The organism is Lelliottia sp. AC1 (assembly GCF_023278595.1).
GTDB lineage: Bacteria > Pseudomonadota > Gammaproteobacteria > Enterobacterales > Enterobacteriaceae > Enterobacter > Enterobacter nimipressuralis.
This window is the reverse complement of record NZ_CP025699.1, coordinates 3,817,921-3,837,482: the sequence shown is the minus strand read 5'-3', so window position 1 is coordinate 3,837,482 and position 19,562 is coordinate 3,817,921. Positions and strand designations below refer to the sequence as shown.

General features: G+C 55.8%; 23 protein-coding genes. 8 read left to right on the top strand and 15 right to left on the bottom strand.

Annotated elements, in window-relative coordinates; translation table 11 throughout:
- Positions 1–93 precede the first annotated feature (93 nt).
- A complete protein-coding gene (gene mtr / locus C0560_RS18180; RefSeq protein ID WP_129035379.1) occupies positions 94–1,338 on the top strand; it encodes a tryptophan permease in 1,245 nt (414 codons plus the stop codon).
- Positions 1,339–1,420: 82 nt separating this feature from the next.
- Here mtr and C0560_RS18175 read toward each other — a convergent pair whose 3' ends face one another.
- The 3 genes from C0560_RS18175 to C0560_RS18165 form a co-directional block, all read right to left on the bottom strand.
- Positions 1,421–2,428 (bottom strand): luciferase-like monooxygenase, encoded by a 1,008-nt coding sequence (locus C0560_RS18175; protein ID WP_100778761.1) that lies wholly within the window; start codon positions 2,426–2,428, stop codon positions 1,421–1,423.
- A 199-nt stretch (positions 2,429–2,627) separates the two neighbouring features.
- Complete coding sequence (locus C0560_RS18170) at positions 2,628–3,506, bottom strand: U32 family peptidase (protein ID WP_248859222.1); 879 nt, start codon at positions 3,504–3,506, stop codon at positions 2,628–2,630.
- Positions 3,507–3,514: 8 nt separating this feature from the next.
- A complete protein-coding gene (locus C0560_RS18165; RefSeq protein WP_100778763.1) occupies positions 3,515–4,510 on the bottom strand; it encodes a peptidase U32 family protein in 996 nt (331 codons plus the stop codon).
- Between the two features lie 220 nt (positions 4,511–4,730).
- On the opposite strand from C0560_RS18165, the gene C0560_RS18160 reads away from it, so the two are divergent.
- Positions 4,731–5,255: an SCP2 domain-containing protein gene (locus tag C0560_RS18160; RefSeq protein ID WP_248859221.1), complete on the top strand. Its 525-nt coding sequence runs from the start codon at positions 4,731–4,733 to the stop codon at positions 5,253–5,255.
- Positions 5,249–5,752 (top strand): GNAT family N-acetyltransferase, encoded by a 504-nt coding sequence (locus C0560_RS18155; RefSeq protein ID WP_248859220.1) that lies wholly within the window; start codon positions 5,249–5,251, stop codon positions 5,750–5,752. Before C0560_RS18160 ends, C0560_RS18155 begins: the two co-directional genes overlap by 7 nt.
- Here the strand turns inward: C0560_RS18155 and C0560_RS18150 are convergent.
- A complete protein-coding gene (locus tag C0560_RS18150) occupies positions 5,739–6,080 on the bottom strand; it encodes a GIY-YIG nuclease family protein (protein ID WP_248859219.1) in 342 nt (113 codons plus the stop codon). The two genes, C0560_RS18155 and C0560_RS18150, sit on opposite strands and share 14 nt — an antisense overlap.
- A gap of 14 nt (positions 6,081–6,094) precedes the next feature.
- Here C0560_RS18150 and C0560_RS18145 point away from each other — a divergent pair, with 14 nt between their 5' ends.
- Positions 6,095–6,529 (top strand): YhbP family protein, encoded by a 435-nt coding sequence (locus C0560_RS18145; RefSeq protein ID WP_248859218.1) that lies wholly within the window; start codon positions 6,095–6,097, stop codon positions 6,527–6,529.
- Here C0560_RS18145 and C0560_RS18140 read toward each other — a convergent pair.
- Positions 6,509–7,027: a type 1 glutamine amidotransferase domain-containing protein gene (locus C0560_RS18140; RefSeq protein WP_100778768.1), complete on the bottom strand. Its 519-nt coding sequence runs from the start codon at positions 7,025–7,027 to the stop codon at positions 6,509–6,511. The genes C0560_RS18145 and C0560_RS18140 overlap by 21 nt on opposite strands.
- Before the next feature lie 128 nt (positions 7,028–7,155).
- Here C0560_RS18140 and C0560_RS18135 point away from each other — a divergent pair, with 128 nt between their 5' ends.
- The gene (locus C0560_RS18135; protein ID WP_142503649.1) at positions 7,156–7,800 is read left to right on the top strand and encodes an NAD(P)H-binding protein; all 645 of its coding nucleotides are present in this window, start codon (positions 7,156–7,158) and stop codon (positions 7,798–7,800) included.
- A 40-nt stretch (positions 7,801–7,840) separates the two neighbouring features.
- Positions 7,841–8,878: a permease gene (locus C0560_RS18130; RefSeq protein ID WP_123428259.1), complete on the top strand. Its 1,038-nt coding sequence runs from the start codon at positions 7,841–7,843 to the stop codon at positions 8,876–8,878.
- Positions 8,879–8,912: 34 nt separating this feature from the next.
- Here C0560_RS18130 and dolP read toward each other — a convergent pair whose 3' ends face one another.
- From dolP to C0560_RS18110, 4 genes are read right to left on the bottom strand one after another with little or no spacing between them, the layout of a single operon-like run.
- Complete coding sequence (dolP, locus tag C0560_RS18125) at positions 8,913–9,488, bottom strand: division/outer membrane stress-associated lipid-binding lipoprotein (protein WP_100778770.1); 576 nt, start codon at positions 9,486–9,488, stop codon at positions 8,913–8,915.
- 9 nt (positions 9,489–9,497) lie between these two features.
- Positions 9,498–10,088 carry a DnaA initiator-associating protein DiaA gene (gene diaA / locus C0560_RS18120; RefSeq protein ID WP_003861754.1) on the bottom strand — a complete coding sequence of 197 codons (591 nt, stop codon included), beginning with the start codon at positions 10,086–10,088 and terminating at the stop codon, positions 9,498–9,500.
- Between the two features lie 22 nt (positions 10,089–10,110).
- Positions 10,111–10,506, bottom strand: coding sequence for a YraN family protein (locus C0560_RS18115; RefSeq protein ID WP_123428261.1), 396 nt, complete (start codon positions 10,504–10,506; stop codon positions 10,111–10,113).
- Positions 10,464–12,614, bottom strand: a complete 2,151-nt coding sequence (locus C0560_RS18110) for a penicillin-binding protein activator (protein WP_123428263.1) — start codon at positions 12,612–12,614, stop codon at positions 10,464–10,466. The genes C0560_RS18115 and C0560_RS18110 overlap by 43 nt, the downstream gene beginning before the upstream one ends.
- A gap of 62 nt (positions 12,615–12,676) precedes the next feature.
- Here C0560_RS18110 and rsmI point away from each other — a divergent pair, with 62 nt between their 5' ends.
- Positions 12,677–13,540: a 16S rRNA (cytidine(1402)-2'-O)-methyltransferase gene (gene rsmI, locus C0560_RS18105; protein ID WP_102105472.1), complete on the top strand. Its 864-nt coding sequence runs from the start codon at positions 12,677–12,679 to the stop codon at positions 13,538–13,540.
- Positions 13,541–13,543: 3 nt separating this feature from the next.
- Positions 13,544–14,569: a Fic family protein gene (locus tag C0560_RS18100; RefSeq protein ID WP_248859217.1), complete on the top strand. Its 1,026-nt coding sequence runs from the start codon at positions 13,544–13,546 to the stop codon at positions 14,567–14,569.
- A gap of 21 nt (positions 14,570–14,590) precedes the next feature.
- Here C0560_RS18100 and agaD read toward each other — a convergent pair whose 3' ends face one another.
- The 6 genes from agaD to agaF all read right to left on the bottom strand — a co-directional run bounded on the left by agaD (position 14,591) and on the right by agaF (position 19,549).
- Positions 14,591–15,382, bottom strand: a complete 792-nt coding sequence (agaD, locus tag C0560_RS18095) for a PTS galactosamine transporter subunit IID (protein WP_100778775.1) — start codon at positions 15,380–15,382, stop codon at positions 14,591–14,593.
- Positions 15,372–16,175 (bottom strand): PTS galactosamine transporter subunit IIC, encoded by an 804-nt coding sequence (agaC, locus tag C0560_RS18090; RefSeq protein WP_248859215.1) that lies wholly within the window; start codon positions 16,173–16,175, stop codon positions 15,372–15,374. The genes agaD and agaC overlap by 11 nt, the downstream gene beginning before the upstream one ends.
- Positions 16,176–16,227: 52 nt before the next feature.
- The gene (gene agaB / locus C0560_RS18085) at positions 16,228–16,704 is read right to left on the bottom strand and encodes a PTS galactosamine transporter subunit IIB (RefSeq protein ID WP_100778777.1); all 477 of its coding nucleotides are present in this window, start codon (positions 16,702–16,704) and stop codon (positions 16,228–16,230) included.
- 46 nt (positions 16,705–16,750) lie between these two features.
- Positions 16,751–17,626 carry a tagatose-bisphosphate aldolase subunit KbaY gene (kbaY, locus tag C0560_RS18080; RefSeq protein WP_123428268.1) on the bottom strand — a complete coding sequence of 292 codons (876 nt, stop codon included), beginning with the start codon at positions 17,624–17,626 and terminating at the stop codon, positions 16,751–16,753.
- The gene (locus C0560_RS18075) at positions 17,623–18,780 is read right to left on the bottom strand and encodes an SIS domain-containing protein (RefSeq protein WP_248859213.1); all 1,158 of its coding nucleotides are present in this window, start codon (positions 18,778–18,780) and stop codon (positions 17,623–17,625) included. Before C0560_RS18075 ends, kbaY begins: the two co-directional genes overlap by 4 nt.
- A gap of 334 nt (positions 18,781–19,114) precedes the next feature.
- Positions 19,115–19,549 (bottom strand): PTS galactosamine/N-acetylgalactosamine transporter subunit IIA, encoded by a 435-nt coding sequence (gene agaF / locus C0560_RS18070; RefSeq protein WP_181826904.1) that lies wholly within the window; start codon positions 19,547–19,549, stop codon positions 19,115–19,117.
- Positions 19,550–19,562 lie beyond the last annotated feature (13 nt).

Here is a 19,562-nt window from a genome sequence, read left to right as displayed (position 1 = left end):
CGGGGCTTTTTTTATTCCATTTGTACTATCGTACTGGTACAGTGCGACACATTAAAATGCAGTAGCAAAATGTTTAACTGGAGAAACGGCTGTATGGCGACACTAACCACCACACAAACTTCACCTTCGCTGCTCGGCGGCGTGGTGATTATCGGCGGGACGATAATCGGTGCAGGGATGTTTTCCCTGCCGGTGGTCATGTCCGGTGCGTGGTTCTTCTGGTCGCTGGCAGCGCTGGTGTTTACCTGGTTCTGCATGCTGCATTCGGGGTTGATGATCCTTGAGGCGAACCTGAACTACCGTATCGGGTCGAGCTTCGACACCATCACTAAAGACCTGCTGGGGAAAGGCTGGAACCTGATAAACGGCATCTCGATTGCTTTCGTGCTGTATATCCTGACCTACGCCTACATTTCGGCGAGCGGTTCGATACTGCACCACACGTTTTCTGAAATGTCGCTGAATGTCCCGGCGCGTGTGGCGGGTCTGATCTTTGCGCTAGCCGTGGCGTTTATCGTCTGGATGAGCACCAAAGCGGTGAGCCGCATGACCGCCATCGTCCTCGGTGCAAAAGTCATCACTTTCTTCCTGACCTTCGGCAGCCTGCTGGGTCATGTCACGCCCGCGACGCTGTTTAACGTTGCCGAAAGCCACGCATCGTACTCGCCGTACCTGCTCATGACCTTGCCATTCTGCCTGGCGTCATTTGGCTACCACGGTAACGTCCCGAGCCTGATGAAGTATTACGGCAAAGATCCTCGCACCATTATTCGCTGCCTGGTTTACGGCACGCTGCTGGCGCTGGGGCTGTATGTGATTTGGCTTTTGGGGACGATGGGTAACATCCCGCGTCCGGAATTCATCGGCATTGCGCAGAAGGGCGGCAACATCGATGTGCTGGTGCAGGCGCTGAGTGGCGTACTAAACAGCCGCAGTCTGGATCTGCTGCTGGTGGTGTTCTCGAACTTTGCCGTGGCGAGTTCGTTCCTCGGGGTGACGCTGGGGCTGTTTGACTATCTGGCGGATCTGTTTGGCTTTGACGATTCCGCGTTGGGTCGTCTCAAAACCGCGTTGCTGACCTTCCTGCCGCCGATTGTCGGTGGCCTGCTGTGGCCGAACGGGTTCCTGTACGCTATCGGCTATGCCGGTTTAGCGGCTACCATTTGGGCGGCGATCGTTCCGGCGCTGCTGGCCCGTAAATCACGTAAACGCTTTGGCAGCCCAAAATTCCGCGTCTGGGGCGGCAAGCCGATGATTGCCCTGATTCTGATCTTTGGTGTCGGAAACGCGCTGGTACACGTGCTGTCGAGCTTTGATGTGTTGCCGGTGTATCAGTAAGACGATTGCCGGATGGCGGCTGCGCCTTATCCGGCATAAAAATCTGCAGGCCCGGCAGGCGTATCGCCACCGGGCACAAACGCTATCCTAACAACTCTTCTTTAACCTGCATGGCCAGATCAAACGAGTGCAAACGCGCCTGGTGATCGAAAATCTGCCCGTTAACCATAATCTCGTCGGCCTGCGTTTCTCGTAGCACCGCCTCCAGCCCGTGACGCACTTTCGCTTTATCGCCCACCAGCGACATACTGAGCGCCTGCTGTACACCGTACTGTTCCGACGCTGACCACAGCTGATGCATATTCTCCACCGGCGGCGGCAGCTGTCCGCTCTCGCCGCGGCGCAGCTTCGCAAACGCCTGCTGCATGGAGGTAAAGAGGAATTCCGCATCGCGGTTACTGTCGGCGGCGATAATGTTGATACACACCATCGCGTGCGGTTTTTCCAGCCGTTCGGACGGTTTGAACTGAGTGCGATAGAGATGCAGCGCCTGATGCAGCATATCCGGGGCAAAGTGTGAGGCAAACGCAAACGGCAGGCCGAGCTGCGCCGCCAGCTGTGCGCTATACAGACTCGAACCGAGCAGCCACACGGGAATCTTCTCGCCGTACCCGGGGACCGGGCGCACCTGCGGATGAGGATCGCGCGCATCAAACCAGTCCACCAGCTCCGCCACATCGCGCGGGAAGTTATCAATATCACCGCCCATATGACGACGCAGCGCGCGCATAGTCGGCTGATCGCTGCCTGGAGCACGGCCAAGCCCTAAATCAATTCGCCCGGGATAGAGCGTATTCAGGGTGCCAAACTGTTCGGCAATCACCAGCGGGGAGTGGTTCGGCAACATTACGCCGCCCGAGCCGAGATGAAGAGTCGTGGTGTTTGCCGCCAGATAGCCAATCAGCACCGAGGTCGCCGCGCTGGCGATGCCCACCATGTTGTGATGTTCCGCCAGCCAGTAGCGATGATAGCCACGCTGTTCAGCGAGACGGGCGAGATCCAGAGAGTGAGAAAAAGCTTCTCGGGCCGAGGAGCCTTCTGGGATCGGCGCCAGATCGAGCACCGAAAAAGGAATGGATTTATCAGTCATAACAGCTCACTTTGTCGACGGTGAATCTTTTAATAGTGCATTAAAAATTAATAACCGTTGTTAACAAAGTGAGCTTTTACACTTCATCCTTCAAACTGCCTGTGCGTAGGCTTGATCTGTTTATCCCGACACTGACTTGAGTATGGTCCCGTGGATTTCCAGACTTGCCGCTTTCATGCAGCTTAAAAGATGTCTACATTTAGGCCTGCAGCTCCAGCCCGGCCACACGTTTCCAGTAACCGTTGCAGTCGCTGTTTGCCTTCAGCGGCAGGGGAGCGGTGCCATTTTCGTTGGCACGAAACGCATCCAGCATCGCAAACACGTTAGTGTCCAGCGGGGACAGGCGCACCATATCCACCACGCCTTGCATCGACGTCAGCTCGTTGCCGAGATTGTAAACATAGCCGCTCATGGTCTGAATGCCGTTAAGGACAAAGACCTGCTGGTTCTCCTGCGACAGCATATTGCGTCCGTTGGGATACTTGATGCAGCAGGTTTCGCACTCGTCTTTCGGGCGGTCTTCGGAGCGGGCAGTGAAGCAGCGCGCGGAATACGCCAGCGGCAGATGCCCGTAGCTCAACACTTCCACTTCAAACTGATTGCGGATGCCCAGCTCTTCACACTGATTCAGCAGGTTGACCAGCCAGTCGCGGGAGAGTTCCACCGGCATACACCAGCGCGTCATCCCCTGTTTCAGCAGCAGGCGCAGGGTCACGGCGTTATAGCAGTTGAGCGCGTGTCCGGCGACAAACGGCAGATTGCGTTCAGCGCACATGTTCACTACACCGAGATCGCTCGCTTCCAGCAGGAAATCACCGTTCTCGACGTAGCGTTTAATCTCGCCCAGCTCCGATGAGGCCTGCACCAGCGCAAGCGTCGACAGCACCACCTGCTTGCCGCTGCCGGCGAGGCTTTTCGCCATATCCAGCCAGTCGCCCACTTTGGTTGCACGACGTTTGCTGCAGACGGACTCACCGAGATAAATCGTATCGGCGCTACTGCCCGCCGCCTGCTGGTAAAAGTCTTCCAGCGTCTCTTTTGACCAGTAGTAGAGCACGGGTCCTAATGAATATTTCATGGATTATCTCACTGCCATTTACGGTGATACGCGCCAAGCGTGGTTTGCGTGCCTTCGGACATCGCGCCCAGGGTGTCCATCCAGGCCGGTTGTGGGGCGTAATTCTGCGGATCGGCCATGCAGCGATCGATCGCCTGTCGCCACACTTTCGCCACCTGGCTGACGTACGCCGGGCTGCGCTGACGACCTTCGATTTTCACCGAGGCAATGTTCGCCGCCAGCAGTTCCGGCAGCAGTTCCAGCGTGTTCAGGCTGGTGGGTTCTTCCAGGGCGTGATAACGCTCGCCGTCGACCAGATAACGGCCTTTGCACAGCGTCGGATATCCGGCGTTTTCCCCGTCCTGATAGCGGTCGATCAGTACGTCATTCAGACGCGACTCCAGCCCCTGTGGTGTCTGCTGCCAGCGCACAAAGCGGGCAGGGGAGCAGGCCCCGACGGTGTTCGGTGATTCGCCGGTCAGATAGGACGAGAGATAGCAGCGGCCTTCAGCCATGATGCACAGGCTGCCGAACGCAAAAACTTCCAGTGGAACTGGCGAGACCCGCGCCAGTTGCTTAACCTGATGAATAGACAGCACGCGCGGCAACACCACGCGGGCGACGTCAAAGTGACGATGATAAAAGCGCACGGCCTCTTCGTTGGTGGCCGAGGCCTGAACAGAGACATGGCGCTCAATATGCGGATAGCGTTCTGCGGCATACTCCAGCATAGCGAGGTCGGCTAGGATCAACGCGTCTGCCCCGAGCTGTGCCGCCATATCCACCGCGCGCTGCCAGCGTACATAGCCATCGGGATGCGCAAAGGTGTTGATGGCGATATGTAACTTGCGGCGGTGCTGGTGGACGAAATTGACCGCTTCCTGGAGCTTCTTCTCCGTGAAGTTCAGACCAGCAAAGTGGCGGGCGTTGGTGTCATCTTTCAGCCCGATATAGACCGCATCGGCGCCGTTTTCGATGGCCGCTTTAAGTGCCGGAAGGTTTCCGGCTGGACAGAGCAGCTCCATAATTTATCCTGACGTTCGCTGCCCCAGAGGGCACAAAATTGTTAACGAACGGGGAGTTTAATTAACCTCCACGCGACAATTTTTGATTTAAGGCAGTTAATGGCGTATTGATGACACCAATAATCAATCATGCCGCAATACGGTTTGTTGATTTACGCCGCTACGATGGCTGCCGGATATGGCAAAATAACAGGATTATCGACATCAGGGAGTAAAGCTCGTGCTGGAAAAACTGCGTTCACGCCTCGTACAATTTGGTCCATCTCTGCTGAGCGTGCCGGTCAAACTCACGCCGTTCGCTCTTAAACGCCAGGTGATTCAGCAGGTGCTGAGCTGGCAGTTCCACCAGGCGCTGGAAGAGGGTGAGCTGGCGTTTCTCGACGGGCGCTGGCTACGCATCGAGGTGCGTGACATCGGACTGTGCTGGTTTACCTCCGTGGAGAACGGCAAGCTGATGGTCAGTGATTCCGCCCCGGCAGATGTCAGTTTCAGCGCGAATGCCAGCGATCTGCTGATGATCGCCGCGCGTAAGCAGGACCCGGATACCCTCTTCTTCCAGCGTCGTCTGGTGATTGAAGGGGATACCGAGCTTGGCCTGTACGTCAAAAATTTAATGGATGCCATTGAGCTGGATCAGATGCCGAAGGCGCTGCGCACGGTGCTGATGCAAATGGCCGATTTCGTTGAGGCGGGTCTGAAAACCCCGCCCGAAAGTAAACACACTTCAGTAGGTGAGCCATGCTGATTCGAGTTGAAATTGGGATTGATGCCCCTGGCATTGATTCATTATTACGTCGGTCATTCCCGGAAGACGCCGAGGCCCGACTGGTCCACGATCTGCGTGAAGACGGGCTGGTCACGCTCGGCCTGGTTGCGACGGATGACGAAGGACAGGTTGTGGGTTACGTGGCATTTAGCCCGGTCGCCGTTCAGGGCGAAGATCTTCAGTGGGTCGGAATGGCACCGCTGGCTGTCGACGAAAACTATCGCGGTCAGGGGCTGGCGCGCCAGCTGGTCTATGAAGGGCTGGATTCTCTGAATGAGTTCGGATACGCGGCGGTGGTCACGCTGGGCGACCCGTCATTCTATGGCCGTTTAGGTTTTGAGCCTGCCGCCCCTTACGATCTGCACTGCCGCTGGCCGGGTACTGAGACCGCCTTCCAGGTGCATCGTCTGGCAGATGACGCTCTCAATGGCGTCAGCGGTCTGGTTGAGTATCACGAACACTTCAATCGTCTTTAATCGACGCGTTTTGCAGGCTCTCGCGTAGCGCCTCAAACGAATCATCCCCGGCGACGAGGCGCTCTTTCTGGCGCTTCGTCAGCTGCTTAATGCGGTACTCCATCTTCAGTGCCAGTGAGCGCTCACCGACATGCGCCGAAAAGGCCAGCGTCAGTTCACCTTTCCCCCGCAGCGCTTTGGCGCCTTTTCCCATTTGATGTTCAAGGAAACGCCGCGCTACATCGGTGGTAATCCCGGTGTAGAGTGCATTATTGGCCGTTCGGACAAGATAGAGAAACCAGCACACAGTTTGCAGATTCAGTATGTTAAGGTGAACGCACCATAGCATGAGAGAGCGCGAAAATGGAAACTCTGGCCGCTATCAGCCGTTGGCTGGCAAAGCAGCACGTCGTCACCTGGTGTGTCCATCAGGAGGGCGAGCTGTGGTGTGCGAATGCGTTTTACCTTTACGATCCCGAACGCGTCGCGTTTTACCTCTTAAGCGAAGACAAAACCCGTCATGCGCAGATGTCCGGGCCACAAGCGCCTGTCGCCGGCACCGTTAATGGCCAGCCGAAAAATGTCGCGCTGATTCGTGGCGTGCAGTTCAAAGGCGAGATCCGCCGTCTGGAAGAGGAAGAGAGCGACGCGATGCGCAAGCGCTATACGCGTCGCTTCCCGGTGGCGCTTGCCCTGTCAGCGCCCGTCTGGGAAATTCGCCTCGATGAGCTGAAGTTCACAGACAACACGCTGGGCTTTGGCAAAAAGCTTCACTGGCTACGAGCCGAGCAGGCGTAACGCTTCGCGATTAAAGGCGGGAAGATCGTCCGGCGTACGGCTGGTCACCAGCTGATTGTTGTCGACGACCACTTCCTGATCGTAAAAATCAGCGCCCGCGTTTTTAAGATCGATAACGATCGGTTTAACCGCCGTCAGCTTGCGCCCGCGCACCACTTCGGCGCTGATCAGCAGCTGTGGGCCATGGCAGATCGCGAAGACAGGCTTGCCGCTGGAGACAAAATCGCGCGTGAACGTCACAAAGCGCTCGTCACCGCGCAGCGTATCCGGGGAGTGACCGCCAGGCAGCAGCAGGGCGTCGAAATCCGCCGGACGCACCTCATCAATGGCTTTGTCGATAGTAACGCTGGCTTCGCCTTTATGGCCTTTCACCGTTTTTCCGGCCTGCTTGTCGATGGTGATGACCTCATGTCCCGCTTTGCGGAACGCCTCTGCAGGAGAGGTGAACTCTGAATCTTCAAACTCATCGGTGATCAAGACGGCTATTTTCTTGCTCATGCTTCCTCCGTTGTTTTGGCTTCAGACAGATTTTTTGCCGTTTGTGGTAAATACTTACCCGTAACAGACTTTTAAGTGTGGCTAAGCAGACTGAAATCGCAAACGGACTAATCTGCAAAGGAGACAAAATGAGCCAGGTATTAATCACAGGTACCACCGGGCTGGTGGGCGGACACTTGTTGCGAATGCTGATCCAGCAGCCCTGGATCAACTACATTGCCGCGCCGACGCGACGCCCGCTGGCGGATATTTCCGGCGTCTTTAACCCCCACGATCCGCAGCTAACCGATGCACTTGGCCAGGTGCAGGATCCGATTGATATCGCCTTCTGCTGCCTGGGCACGACCCGCCGCGAAGCCGGGAGCAAAGAGGCTTTTATCCACGCCGACTACACGCTGGTGGTGGACACGGCGCTCACGGCTAAACGGCTGGGCGCAAAGCATTTTCTGGTGGTCAGCTCAATGGGGGCCAATGCCAGCTCGCCGTTCTTTTACAACAAAGTGAAAGGCAAAATGGAAGATGCGCTGATTGCGCAAAACTGGGAGCGGCTCACGATTGTGCGACCGTCAATGTTGCTGGGCGATCGCGAAAAGCAGCGTTTTAATGAGTCCATTTTTGCGCCCCTGTTCCAGCTTTTTCCGGGTAACTGGAAATCTATTCAGGCGCGTGATGTGGCGAGCGCTATGCTGCACGAAGCGCGTTCTCCCTCAAAAGAGGGCGTCAATATTATCCCCTCGGCTAAACTGCGTGAAATCGCCAAAGGTGAGGCGTAAACTCCCCGGGCTAAATTAATTACACTCCCCGGGGAATGCTATGACTGGTCAGTCTTCATCTCAGGCGGCAACGCCATTTCAGTGGTGGAAGCCCGCACTCTTTTTTCTCGTCGTTATTATTGGTCTTTGGTATGTGAAATGGCAGCCCTATTACGGCAAAGCGTTCACCGCCGCGGAAACCCACAGCATCGGTAAATCCATACTGGCGCAGGCAGAAACTAGCCCGCTGCAGGCGGCCTGGGATTACGCGATGGTCTACTTTCTGGCGGTCTGGAAAGCTGCGGTACTGGGTGTGCTGCTCGGTTCCCTGATTCAGGTGCTGATTCCGCGCCACTGGCTGATGCGTACGCTTGGACAGCCACGCTTTCAGGGGACGCTGCTTGGCACGATCTTCTCTCTGCCTGGAATGATGTGTTCCTGCTGCGCGGCGCCCGTGACGGCGGGGATGCGGCGCCAGAATGTGTCAATGGGCGGGGCGCTGGCTTTCTGGATGGGAAATCCTGTGCTCAACCCGGCGACGCTGGTCTTTATGGGCTTTGTGCTGGGCTGGCATTTCGCGCTGATCCGCCTGGTGGCCGGGGTGATCATGGTGCTGGTCGTTGCTTCACTGGTGCAGTATCTGGTGAAAGATCGGCTCGTGCAGCCTGTGCCAATCGACGTTGCCACGCCTGAACCGCAAGGGACGTTTTTCTCCCGCTGGGGTAAGGCGCTGTGGCAGCTCTTCTGGAGCACCATCCCGGTCTATATTCTGGCGGTGCTGGTCCTTGGCGCGGCGCGTGTCTGGTTGTTCCCTCATGCGGACGGGGCGATCGATAACACGCTGCTGTGGGTGATTGCGATGGCGGTTGCTGGATGCCTGTTTGTCATCCCGACGGCGGCAGAAATCCCGATTGTGCAAACCATGATGCTCGCGGGGATGGGCGCTGCACCTGCGCTGGCGCTTTTGATGACGCTTCCGGCGGTCAGCCTGCCGTCACTGATTATGCTGCGCAAATCATTCCCGGCAAAAGCCCTGTGGCTGACGGGACTGCTGGTGGCGATAGGCGGGGTTATCACGGGCAGCATTGCGCTGCTTTAAGACATAAAAAACCCGGCAATCGCCGGGTTTTTTATTATTTGATGAAGGTAAAGGCGGTCGTGACTTTCTTCACACCGCTCACGCGGCTGGCAATATCAGCTGCCGCTTTGCCTTCACGATCCGTGACCAGACCGAGCAGGAACACTTCGCCATTCTCGGTGGTCACTTTCACGTTGGACGATTTCACCTGATCGCTACCCAGTAGCTGGGAGCGCACTTTGGTGGTGATCCAGGTATCCGACGACGCAGTGCCCAGACCAATCGGCTGGCCCTGACGCACTTCGTTAAACACCTCGGTGGTGCCTTCTACGCCCATGGCAATCTGTTTCGCACGGGATGCGAGATCCAGATTCGGCGCCTGGCCTGCCAGCAGCACTTTGCCCTGATAGGCGGTGACGTTGATACGCGCTTCTTTCTTAATTTGTTCGTCTTTCGACAGGGCGCTGTTCACGCGCAGTTCCAGCGTACCGTCGTCCACCTGAGTTCCCACAGAGCGCGGGTCGGTTGCGGCTTTGGTGCCAACAGCCGCAGTACCCACAACGGCCGCCGCGATGCATCCCTGAAGCAGCAGCGCAGAAATAAGGACTGCGAGGGGCGTTAATGCCTTCATTAGTACTCCTTAATCATCCTGGTGAGGGAAAAGCGTGTTATCGATCAGATCGCATAAGCAGTTCACCGTCAGCATGTGCATTTCCTGAATGCGCGCGCTGCGATGCGAAGGAATGCGGATTTCCACATCCTGCGGCCCTAAAAGACCCGCCAGTTCGCCACCGTCATAGCCCGTCAGCGCGACGATAGTCATATCGCGCGTCACGGCCGCTTCAACGGCTTTGACGATATCGCGGCTATTACCGCGCGTGGAAATCGCCAGCAGAACATCCCCCGCATGCCCTAAGGCGCGTACCTGTTTTGCGTATATTTCGTCATGCAGACGATCGTTGGCAATCGCCGTTAAGACCACATTATCGGTATTAAGTGCAATGGCGGGTAAACTTGGGCGTTCTGTTTCAAAACGATTGATCATGCTGGCAGCAAAATGCTGTGCGTTGGCGGCCGATGTGCCATTGCCACAACAGAGGATTTTGTTGCCATTAAGCAGGGACTGCACCAGCGTCATCGCGGCACGAGAAATAGCATCCGGGAGGGCTTCCGCCGCTGCAATCTGAGTTTGAATGCTTTCTGTGAAACAAACCTTAATTCTTTCGAGCACGTTATCCCTTTAAAACTTTGTTTTAGACGTCTTCGCCAAAGGCGTTTTTAAGCCATTCTACGTCGTTTCCGGTGAAGGCTACCACATCGAACCGGCAATCCACAGTATCAAAACTCCCATTATGGCGGGCGAGCCACAAGTGGGCAGTTTGTAATAATTTACGTTGTTTGGCGAGCGTCACGCTGGCGGCAGCGCCACCAAAGCGGGACGACTGTCGGAAACGGACTTCAATAAACACGGTGACCTGACCCTCTTTCATGATCAGATCAATTTCGCCGCCCCGTCCACGAACGTTGGCGGCGATAAAGCGCAGTCCTTTGCCTTCCAGCCAGCGACGCGCTGTTAATTCCCACGCGTCGCCCATCTGTTTACGGCTTAACTCGCCGGGACGATCTGCCCCTGCTGGTATTTGAGCCATGATAACTTCCTGTTAATCACGCAATCCTGGGTCGCGGTGAGATCGCCGGTGTTGCCGTTAAGCTCAAAGCCCGGCACCTGACGCATCTGGGTAAAGTGGTTAGCCAGCGCCCACGCATCCACGCCCATCGCATAAAGACGTGCGAGGGAGTAATCATTACGTACGCTGCTCAGCGCCTGCTGCATCAGGGCCGGATTGCTGCCCGCCAGCATTGGAATTTCGCTGTACTGCAGGCCGTCCATCTCCAGACGGAAATCCGGGCCAGCCGTACCTTGCGCGCTACGTGAGCTGGCATACAAGGTTACACCGCTCTGGCTACCGTTACGCATCGCAATCATCGGCTTGATAAAGGCAATCTCTTCTGGCGTGGCGACAATGTACGCCGCGTCCACTTTACCGCCACCGCTGATTTGTGCATCAGTCGGCGGAGCCGGGATGGTCAGGCCGCCGATGGTGACGCTCTGCTGCTGAGGCAGGCTGGCCGAAATCGGGCTGCCAGTCAGGGCGATACCTGAACCGCCGTTGACGCCTGCACGCAGTTCAGACGTTGAACCGAATTTCTGCTGCAGTACCACGCTGCCGCCCAGCTGTTGCCACTCCTGAGCAAACGCATTCGCCACGCGATCGCCGAGAGCACTACGCGGTGTCAGCAGCAGCGGAGCCTGTTTCCCCTGTTCGTGGATATGACGTGCAGCGTCACGCGCCTCATCTTCCGGCGAAAGTGCGAAATAGCAAATGTTCGCGCGGTTTTGCACTTGCTCAGGTTGATTGAGCGCCAGCACGTTCAGCGTGGTGTTGCTCTTCATCAGCTCTTCAACGTTATTCTTCAGCAGCGGGCCGACCACAATGCTGGCACCGTCCTGCTGAACCTGCGCCAGAACCTGATCGATCGGCTGTGAGCTGGTGTCGTAAATCTTCAGTTCGGCGCCTGGATTTGCGGTGGTGGCCGCAACGGCCTGTGGCTGAGCGGCAGGCTGCTGTTCCGGTGCGGTGGTTTGCGGGGCAGTGACAGCGGCATCGGTTGCCGGGGCTGCTGGCGCTTGCGCCGGAGTCTGTTCCTGCGCTTCGGGCGCTGGCGCAGCCACCGGAGGCGTGGTTGGCGCCGTGACCGGATTCTGCATCGTGCCCTGGGCAGGCGCTTGCGAGGTCGTTAAATCACTGGTTTCCGCCGCTGACGGGCTAATCACATCATTGACGTTGGCGGCCTGTGCAGCCTGTGCCGGGACGGCGTTCCCCGCAACGGCGGTGGTGCCGTTTTTCGCCGCTTCAAAGCCCTGCTGAATGGTGCGACCAAACACCGCCGCCTGACCGTTCAGGGGCAGTAACAGGGCGATTTTATTGACGGAAGCCGGTTTGAAGTTCTGCACGTTCACCAGCTGCGTTGGCAGCATTTTCGCGCCTGGATTTTGAGGATAGCGAGTCTGCCAGTCGGTGATCCCGGCTTTGAGCATTTTCGGATCGCTGCGGTTGTTGAACCACATCTGCTGCAAATCCAGCCAGCCCTGAAGTACGTTTTCGTCGGCGTTGATCACCAGCGTTTGCGCCTGTTCCGGCGTCATAGCGGAAAGCGCCTGCCAGGTGGCGTCGATATTTTTCTGCTTAGCATCGCCGCTCAGCAGCGGCTCCTGCGCAATCAGCGCGCGGAGCAGGGCCAGAGAAGGGCGGCCCTGTTCGGCGGCGATGGTCGCCTGCCAGTAGCGTGCCTGTTGGTTGTTATCCAGCGCTTTCACGTCGATATCAGCGAGGATCTTTTTCGCCGCCGCGTAATCTTTCTGCGCGGTTTTCACTTCGGCCGACAGCAGAGTCTGTTCGCGGCGCTGGGTATCGTTCAGTTCCTGCGGCAGCTGGTTGTACAGATCGACCGCTTGCTGCGTTTTGCCTTCTTTCAGCAGTGAACGAATGGCAAGTAATTGCCAGTTGGTCTTGGTATCATCTGAGCTTTGCGACATTTGTTGCAGATAATAGCCAGAATCAGCCTGCGCAGTACCCTGCATATGGGCAGCAGTCTGATCGGGCGCCTGAGTGCCACAGCCTGCGAAAATCAGCGCTGCCAGCACAATGGGCAGGCTGCGCGAAGCTTTTGTTCGAAGAAACGTTAAGGGTACCATACTGTATCCAGTGATATTTTTTAGGCAATGCTCAATATTAAATCGGCAATACGGACTAAACAATGAAACAACACGAAACGGCAGATAATTCTCAAGGCCAGCTTTATATTGTACCTACTCCTATCGGGAATTTGTCTGATATTACCCAACGTGCGCTCACCGTTTTACAAGCTGTTGATTTAATTGCCGCTGAAGATACCCGCCATACTGGCCTGCTGCTGCAACATTTCGCGATCAGCGCCAAAATGTTTGCCTTGCACGATCACAATGAGCAACAAAAAGCCGAATCGCTGGTGGCTAAACTGAAAGAAGGGATGACTATCGCGCTGGTGTCCGATGCAGGGACGCCGCTGATCAACGATCCGGGCTATCACCTGGTGCGTACCTGCCGCGAAGCGGGGATCCGCGTGGTGCCGCTGCCGGGTCCGTGCGCAGCGATTGCCGCTTTAAGCGCGGCGGGCCTGCCATCCGACCGCTTCTGTTACGAAGGCTTCTTACCGGCAAAATCCAAAGGCCGTCGCGATGTTCTGAAGGATCTCGAAGCCGAACCGCGCACGCTGATTTTCTATGAATCAACCCACCGTCTGCTGGACAGTTTAGAAGATATGGTTGCCGTCTGGGGGGAGTCTCGCTATGTGGTGCTGGCCCGCGAGCTGACCAAAACCTGGGAAAACATCCACGGCGCACCGGTCGGTGAACTGCTGGCATGGGTGAAAGAGGACGAAAACCGCCGCAAAGGGGAGATGGTGCTGATCGTCGAAGGCCATAAAGCGCAAGAAGAGGCGCTACCTGCCGAAGCGCTGCGCACTCTGGCGCTCCTGCAAACGGAACTGCCGCTGAAAAAAGCCGCCGCCCTCGCCGCCGAAATCCACGGCGTGAAAAAGAATGCGCTATATAAGCATGCCCTGGAGCAGCAGGGGGAATAATCTATGACCCGCTACCAGCCTCCTTTCACCATTACTCCAACCATCCTCAATCAGGTTGTGGAAATTGGCGAACTGCTGGGACATTGGGCGGCTCAGTCTGGACGCGCGTCACCACTGCTTCGTAAAGAAAATCGAATTCGTACCATTCAGGCATCGCTGGCGATTGAGCATAACTCTCTAACGACCGGCCAGGTGACGGCGATCATGGAAGGCAAGAGAGTGCTTGCGCCTGAAAAGGATATTCAGGAGGTGCGAAACGCAATTCTCGCCTATGAGAAAATGCCTGACTGGAAAGCCTGGCAGCTTAACGATCTCCTGAACGCTCACCGCCTGTTAATGAACGGACTCGTTGATAGCCCCGGGAAAGTGAGGTCTGGTGATGTGGGTGTTTATCGTGGTAACGCGCTGGTGCATATGGCTCCTCCCGCTTCGCAGGTGCCTCGCCTCGTTGATGAACTGCTGGACTGGCTTAAGAAGACAGAGCTCCATCCCCTGATTGCCAGCTCGATCTTTCACTATGAGTTTGAATTTATTCACCCGTTTGCCGACGGAAATGGCCGCATGGGCCGGTTGTGGCAAACCTTGATTCTGAGTCAATGGCGCAATGAACTGGCGTGGTTACCCGTTGAAACCCTGATCCATTACCAACAGGCCGATTACTACCAGATTCTGGGCCAGTGTGATAAAGCGAGCGATTGCACAGCTTTCATCGAATTTATGCTCAGGAATATAGCTGACGCGCTTCGGGAGGGCATATCTCAGTCCCCATCAGTGTCGGAAGAAATGTCGGAAAAAGTGTCGGAAGAAAATGCTGCACATCTTACTGACGGTGAACGCCGCATTCTTAAACTCCTGCAGGATCATCCGAAGATGTCGGCGGCTATGCTGGCGGAACAAATCGGTGTCACGTCGCGAACAATTGAACGTTATCTCAAACAGTTACAGGAAAAATCCCTGCTTCAGCGTATCGGGCCGAAGAAAGGCGGTCACTGGCAGGTGAATTCAGTGTCCCTTGCCGGGCAAGCATAGCTATGCCCGGCACACTCTTAATTACAAAATCCCCAATCCCGACCCCGCAATTGCCAGCACAAAAGTGACGGCAATCAGCATTACCGGATGCGCTTTCTTGACCCGCAGCAGGTAGTACATCAGCAGGGTATAGCCCATCGGCAAAATGTTCGGGAACACCTTGTCGAAGAAGTCCTTCTGCAGCGCCACGCTGTGAGTGGCATCGATGGCAAAGCTGGTGACAACGTTGATATGCACATACGAGGCTATCAGCCCGCCGATCACCGTGATCCCAAGAATGGTTGCCGACCGGGCGATCATCTGTGAATTTTCTCGCACCTTATCGATCGCTTTGATCCCCACCGTATACCCAACATGCGTCCAGCCTACACGCAGGAAGAAGATCGCAAGGTAAACGGCGAAGAACAGTATCGGTCCCAGCAGGTTGCCCTGGCTGGCAAACGACGAACAAATCCCGGCCATGATCGGCAGCAGCGTAAACCAGAAAATCGCGTCGCCAATTCCGGCGATAGGACCAAACAGCGCCACTTTCAACCCTTTAATGGTGCTGCGGTTTTCGCCTTTCTCCTCCATGGAGATCAACAGGCCCATCAGGAACCCCACCAGATTCGGGTGAGTGTTGATAAATTCCAGATGATCCTTCATCGCCGCGCTTAACCCTTCTTTGTCGCCTTTGTAGATCTTTTTCAGGATCGGCAACATCGCCCAGGTAAAACCGCCCGCCTGCATGCGTTCGTAGTTAAAGCTCGCCTGCAGCAGAGAGGAGCGAAAGCCAAGGCGGGTAATGTCTTTTTTACTGATTTCAGATCCCATTACTGTAATCCTCTTCATCTTTTTTCGCAGCAGTGACAGCGGGCTGCGCGGCGTTTTTGGCTTTAGCATTAAAGAACTCATACACCGCAAATCCGGCCCCCAGCACGGCCACCGGAAGTAGGTTGCTCACCTGGATATAACAGACAAACAAGAACCCGGCGATGAGATACGGAATGTACTGCGCCTTGAACATCACGCGCAGCAGCAGGCCGAAACCGACCGCAGGCAGGATGCCGCCCGCGACTTCAAAGCCGTGGGTAAGCCAGGCAGGCATCGCTTTAACCAGCGCCTGCATGGCTCCTTGCGCCAGATAAGTGCAGAGGAAGGTAATGACGGCGTAAGTGCAGGCGACAATCAGCGTCGTTGTCCAGTTCAGATGGGCGAAAGCGGCGGTGTTGGTCTCTTTCGCGTACTTATCGGCCTTCGACATAAACAGCGAGAACGCTGAATAGAAGAACAGAATCACATACTGCATCAGCAAGCTAAACGGCAGCCCAAGACCGATAGCGGTTTTGGCATCGACCCCGGTGGACCAGGCAATGACGGTGGTCATCACCCCGGCCATAATCGGGTTCGGCGGCTGCACACCGCCGGCAGGGGTTAAACCGGCGAACGCCAGCTCCGTCAAACCGCCGGTAATTAAGCCGATGTGGATATCGCCCAGAATCGCCCCGGTGAGGGTACAAACGATGATGGGACGAAACAGAAACAGTGCTTCCAGCCAGAAATCTATCCCTAGAAAAAATACTAAAGCCGCCAGGGATATCCCCTGAATCAATGTTATTTCGTGCATTTTTTTGCCTCGTAATGATGACTTCAGCTATTTGAATGTCGAGACACTGCCACTAATCGGGGATGCCCTCTTTCGCATCACCGGGAACATCCTGGATAAAAAGATTCACGCCGCTGTGCTTGATAAAGCGCAGATCGTCGAGATCCTGTTCGTCGACATACACTTTGCTGCTGATCTGCCGTTTCCCCTCCGAGAAGTGCATATTGCCGACGTTGACATCCTTCAGCGGCACGCCGCCCTCAATCAGTTTCCTGACGATGTCCGGCGTGCGGCAAATCAGGAAAATTTTCTGGTGCGGCGCGGCTTTTTCAATGATGGCGATAGTCTTCTCGATGGAGAAAAAGCGGATACCAAATCCATAGGTATCGGCGGTGATGCCCATCAGTTTTTGCTGGATCTCGTCTTTGGCGACCTCATCGTCAACGACGATCAACAAATTGGCTCCGATGGTCGACGTCCATGTCACACCAACCTGACCATGCACCAGACGATTATCGATACGGGTCAATAAGATATTGGGACTGCTCATAGTCTTCCTTCCTGCCGATGTTGAGTTGTGAGTGTTGTTGTCTTTATCAAACGGTGGCGGAATCGAGCACCAGCTTGTTGGCCGATCCGCAGACGTTTATTTTGTTTTTTACCACCTCTTTCATGGCGTCCATACCCACTCGCATGTAGTAACGCGGATCGTTACCCTGCGGATTTTCGCGAAACCACTCTTTGACCGCCGCGGAAAACGCGATTTTCAGTTCCGTCGCCACATTCACTTTGCACACGCCAAGCTCAATAGTGCGACGCACATATTCATCCGGCACATCGCTCGCGCCGTGCAGCACCAGCGGAATATCCACCACGTCGCGGATTTCACCGAGGCGTTTAAAATCAATTTTCGGCGTTTTGGTATACAGCCCATGCGCCGTGCCGATCGCCACTGCGAGGCTGTCGACGCCGGTCAGTTCGACAAAGCGTTTCGCTTCCTGCGGGTCCGTCAGAAATGCGCTCTCTGCGTCCACGCTCATGTCGTCTTCCATACCGCCCAGCCGTCCCAGCTCTGCCTCGACGCTGCAATCATTGAGATGGCAGAAATCCACCACCGATTTCACCAGCTTCACGTTCTGCTCAAACGGGTAATGACTGCCGTCAATCATCGCGCTGCGCACGCCCGCATGGACCTTGCGACGAATATCGTCCAGTGATTCGTGATGATCGAGATGCAGTGCCAGCGGCATGTCGTAGCTGATGGAGTAGGCGCTGCACAGGGCGTAGATCTCTTCGAAGGCGATATGTTTATAAGTGCCAGGCGTTCCGGCGAGGATCACCGGCGATCGCATTTCGCTGCACACTTCGAGGATCGCCTGGATTGTCTCGGCGTTATGGATGTTAAACGCAGGAACGGCATACCCTTTTGCCTGGGCATCCTGAAGAAGATACTTGGTGGAGATAATACTCATGATGCGCTCCTTGGGGCTGGCCACGGGTGAATCACAACGCCTTGCACTACGCGATTGACGGTACCGCTGGCGGATGGGGTGTCCGGGGTATTGCCGACGCTAATCGACTGGGTCAGGGCAAAGACCTGGGCGTAGATCAGGAAACAAAAGGCCAGTTCCACGTCGATAAAGTCACGCGAGGCGGGCAGCAAAATATGAGGGCCAGCGTCGATCACCGGATCGCGATCGGCGGCGATGGCGATCACATGCATGGCCTGGCCGTCGCGGCGCAGTTCTTCGAGCAGATCAAGATCGTACTGGCGCGTATACGGATGGCTGGAAATAAACACCACCACCAGCGTTTCGTTATCGACCAGCGATTTCGGGCCGTGACGGAACCCGGTTGGGGAGTCGTAAAACGCGACCACTTTTCCGGCGGTAAGCTCCAGCACTTTGAGCGCCGATTCCCGAGCTGCCGCCTGCAATCCGCCGCTGCCGAGATAGACGATGCGCTTCCAGGGCTTATCACCGAACACGCCGTGACTGAAATTGGTTAGCGAGGTGAGGATCGACTGGCAGCGATCCGCCACGTCCTGGAAGGTGTGACAGTTGATCGTATCCGATGCGAAAACCGCGAGGCAGCTCGCCATCATGGTGGTGATGCTGCTGGTCATGGCGAATCCGCGATCGTGCGTTTCAGCAGGCATCAGCAGGGCAAAGGCGTTGTCGCTGGCGACGGCGGTTTGGTACAGGCTACCGGCTTCGTTGCAGGTGATCGTCAGGTGATAGCACGCAGGGACGAACTGGTTTGCCAGCTCGACGGCGGCCACGCTTTCCGGGCTGTTGCCGGAACGGGCGAACGAAACCAGCAGTAAAGGATGCGCAGGATTCAGATAATCCATGGGATTCGTCACCAGATCGGTGGTGGGAATCGCCGTAAAATTTTTTCCGGTGTGGCGCGAAAGCCACGGGGCGATAATGTCGCCGATAAATGCGGATGTTCCCGCTCCCGTCAGAACGATACGCAGATCGTCTTTTTGCAGCAACGGCGAGAGGAAGCGATCGAGAGTCTGTTGGATATTGGCGATATTTTTAAGGGAACGGCTCCAGCAGTCGGGTTGCTGACGGATCTCTTTTTCCGTCCAGGTGCCGGTGGCGGTTTGGCTTTCTGACATAACGCAGTCCTTAGTAAGGTGAAACCCGCGTCAGACGCCAGTGCAGTCACTTTTGCCTTTCGTTTCGTTTCACTTGTTCGATTGATTAAAATCTATCGAAAGGAAAACGAAAGATCAACAAACAAAAAGAAATAAAACGAAAAGTGTGATCAAAGAGACACACAATTTCAATCATCATATTGATAAATAAGAAATATTTTAAAATTAAATGATCTGGTCGTATGGCGACGAAAGGAAAAGAAAGGCCTTCTGGATCTACACCGAAGGCCAAGGCGATACACAATGAAAGGGCTAAGGGGGAGAGCCTGCCCTGAACGAAATGAAAAAGTTGGCGTTAGATCCCTTCCTCAACGGGATTTTCATCCCGACAGCGGCCCAGCTCATCCACCAGACTCGTCAGGCCGCGATGCCCGCACTCCAGCGCCTGTAAGCGAAAGGCTTCGCTGCTCAGGCCGTCGCGCTCCATCACCATCTCCAGCAGCAGCTGCAAATTGGTGCCAGTGATCACTTCCCAGCCCGGCTTTTCCATCGCCATGGTAGAGGCCACGCGGAAAGGCGTACCGCCCAGCAGATCGGTCAGAAAGACAATATCTTCTGCATCACCCAAATCGGCGATCGCCCGTTCCAGCTGTGAGGTCAGCAGGGCAGTGGTGGAAGTGTCGGGAAAGTCGATGGCGACAAACTGCTCCTGCTCACCGAGGATTTGCTTCATCGCTTTTTCCAGCCCGCTGGCAAACCCACCGTGGCCCGTCAAAATAATGCTTAACATCTAAGACCTCTTT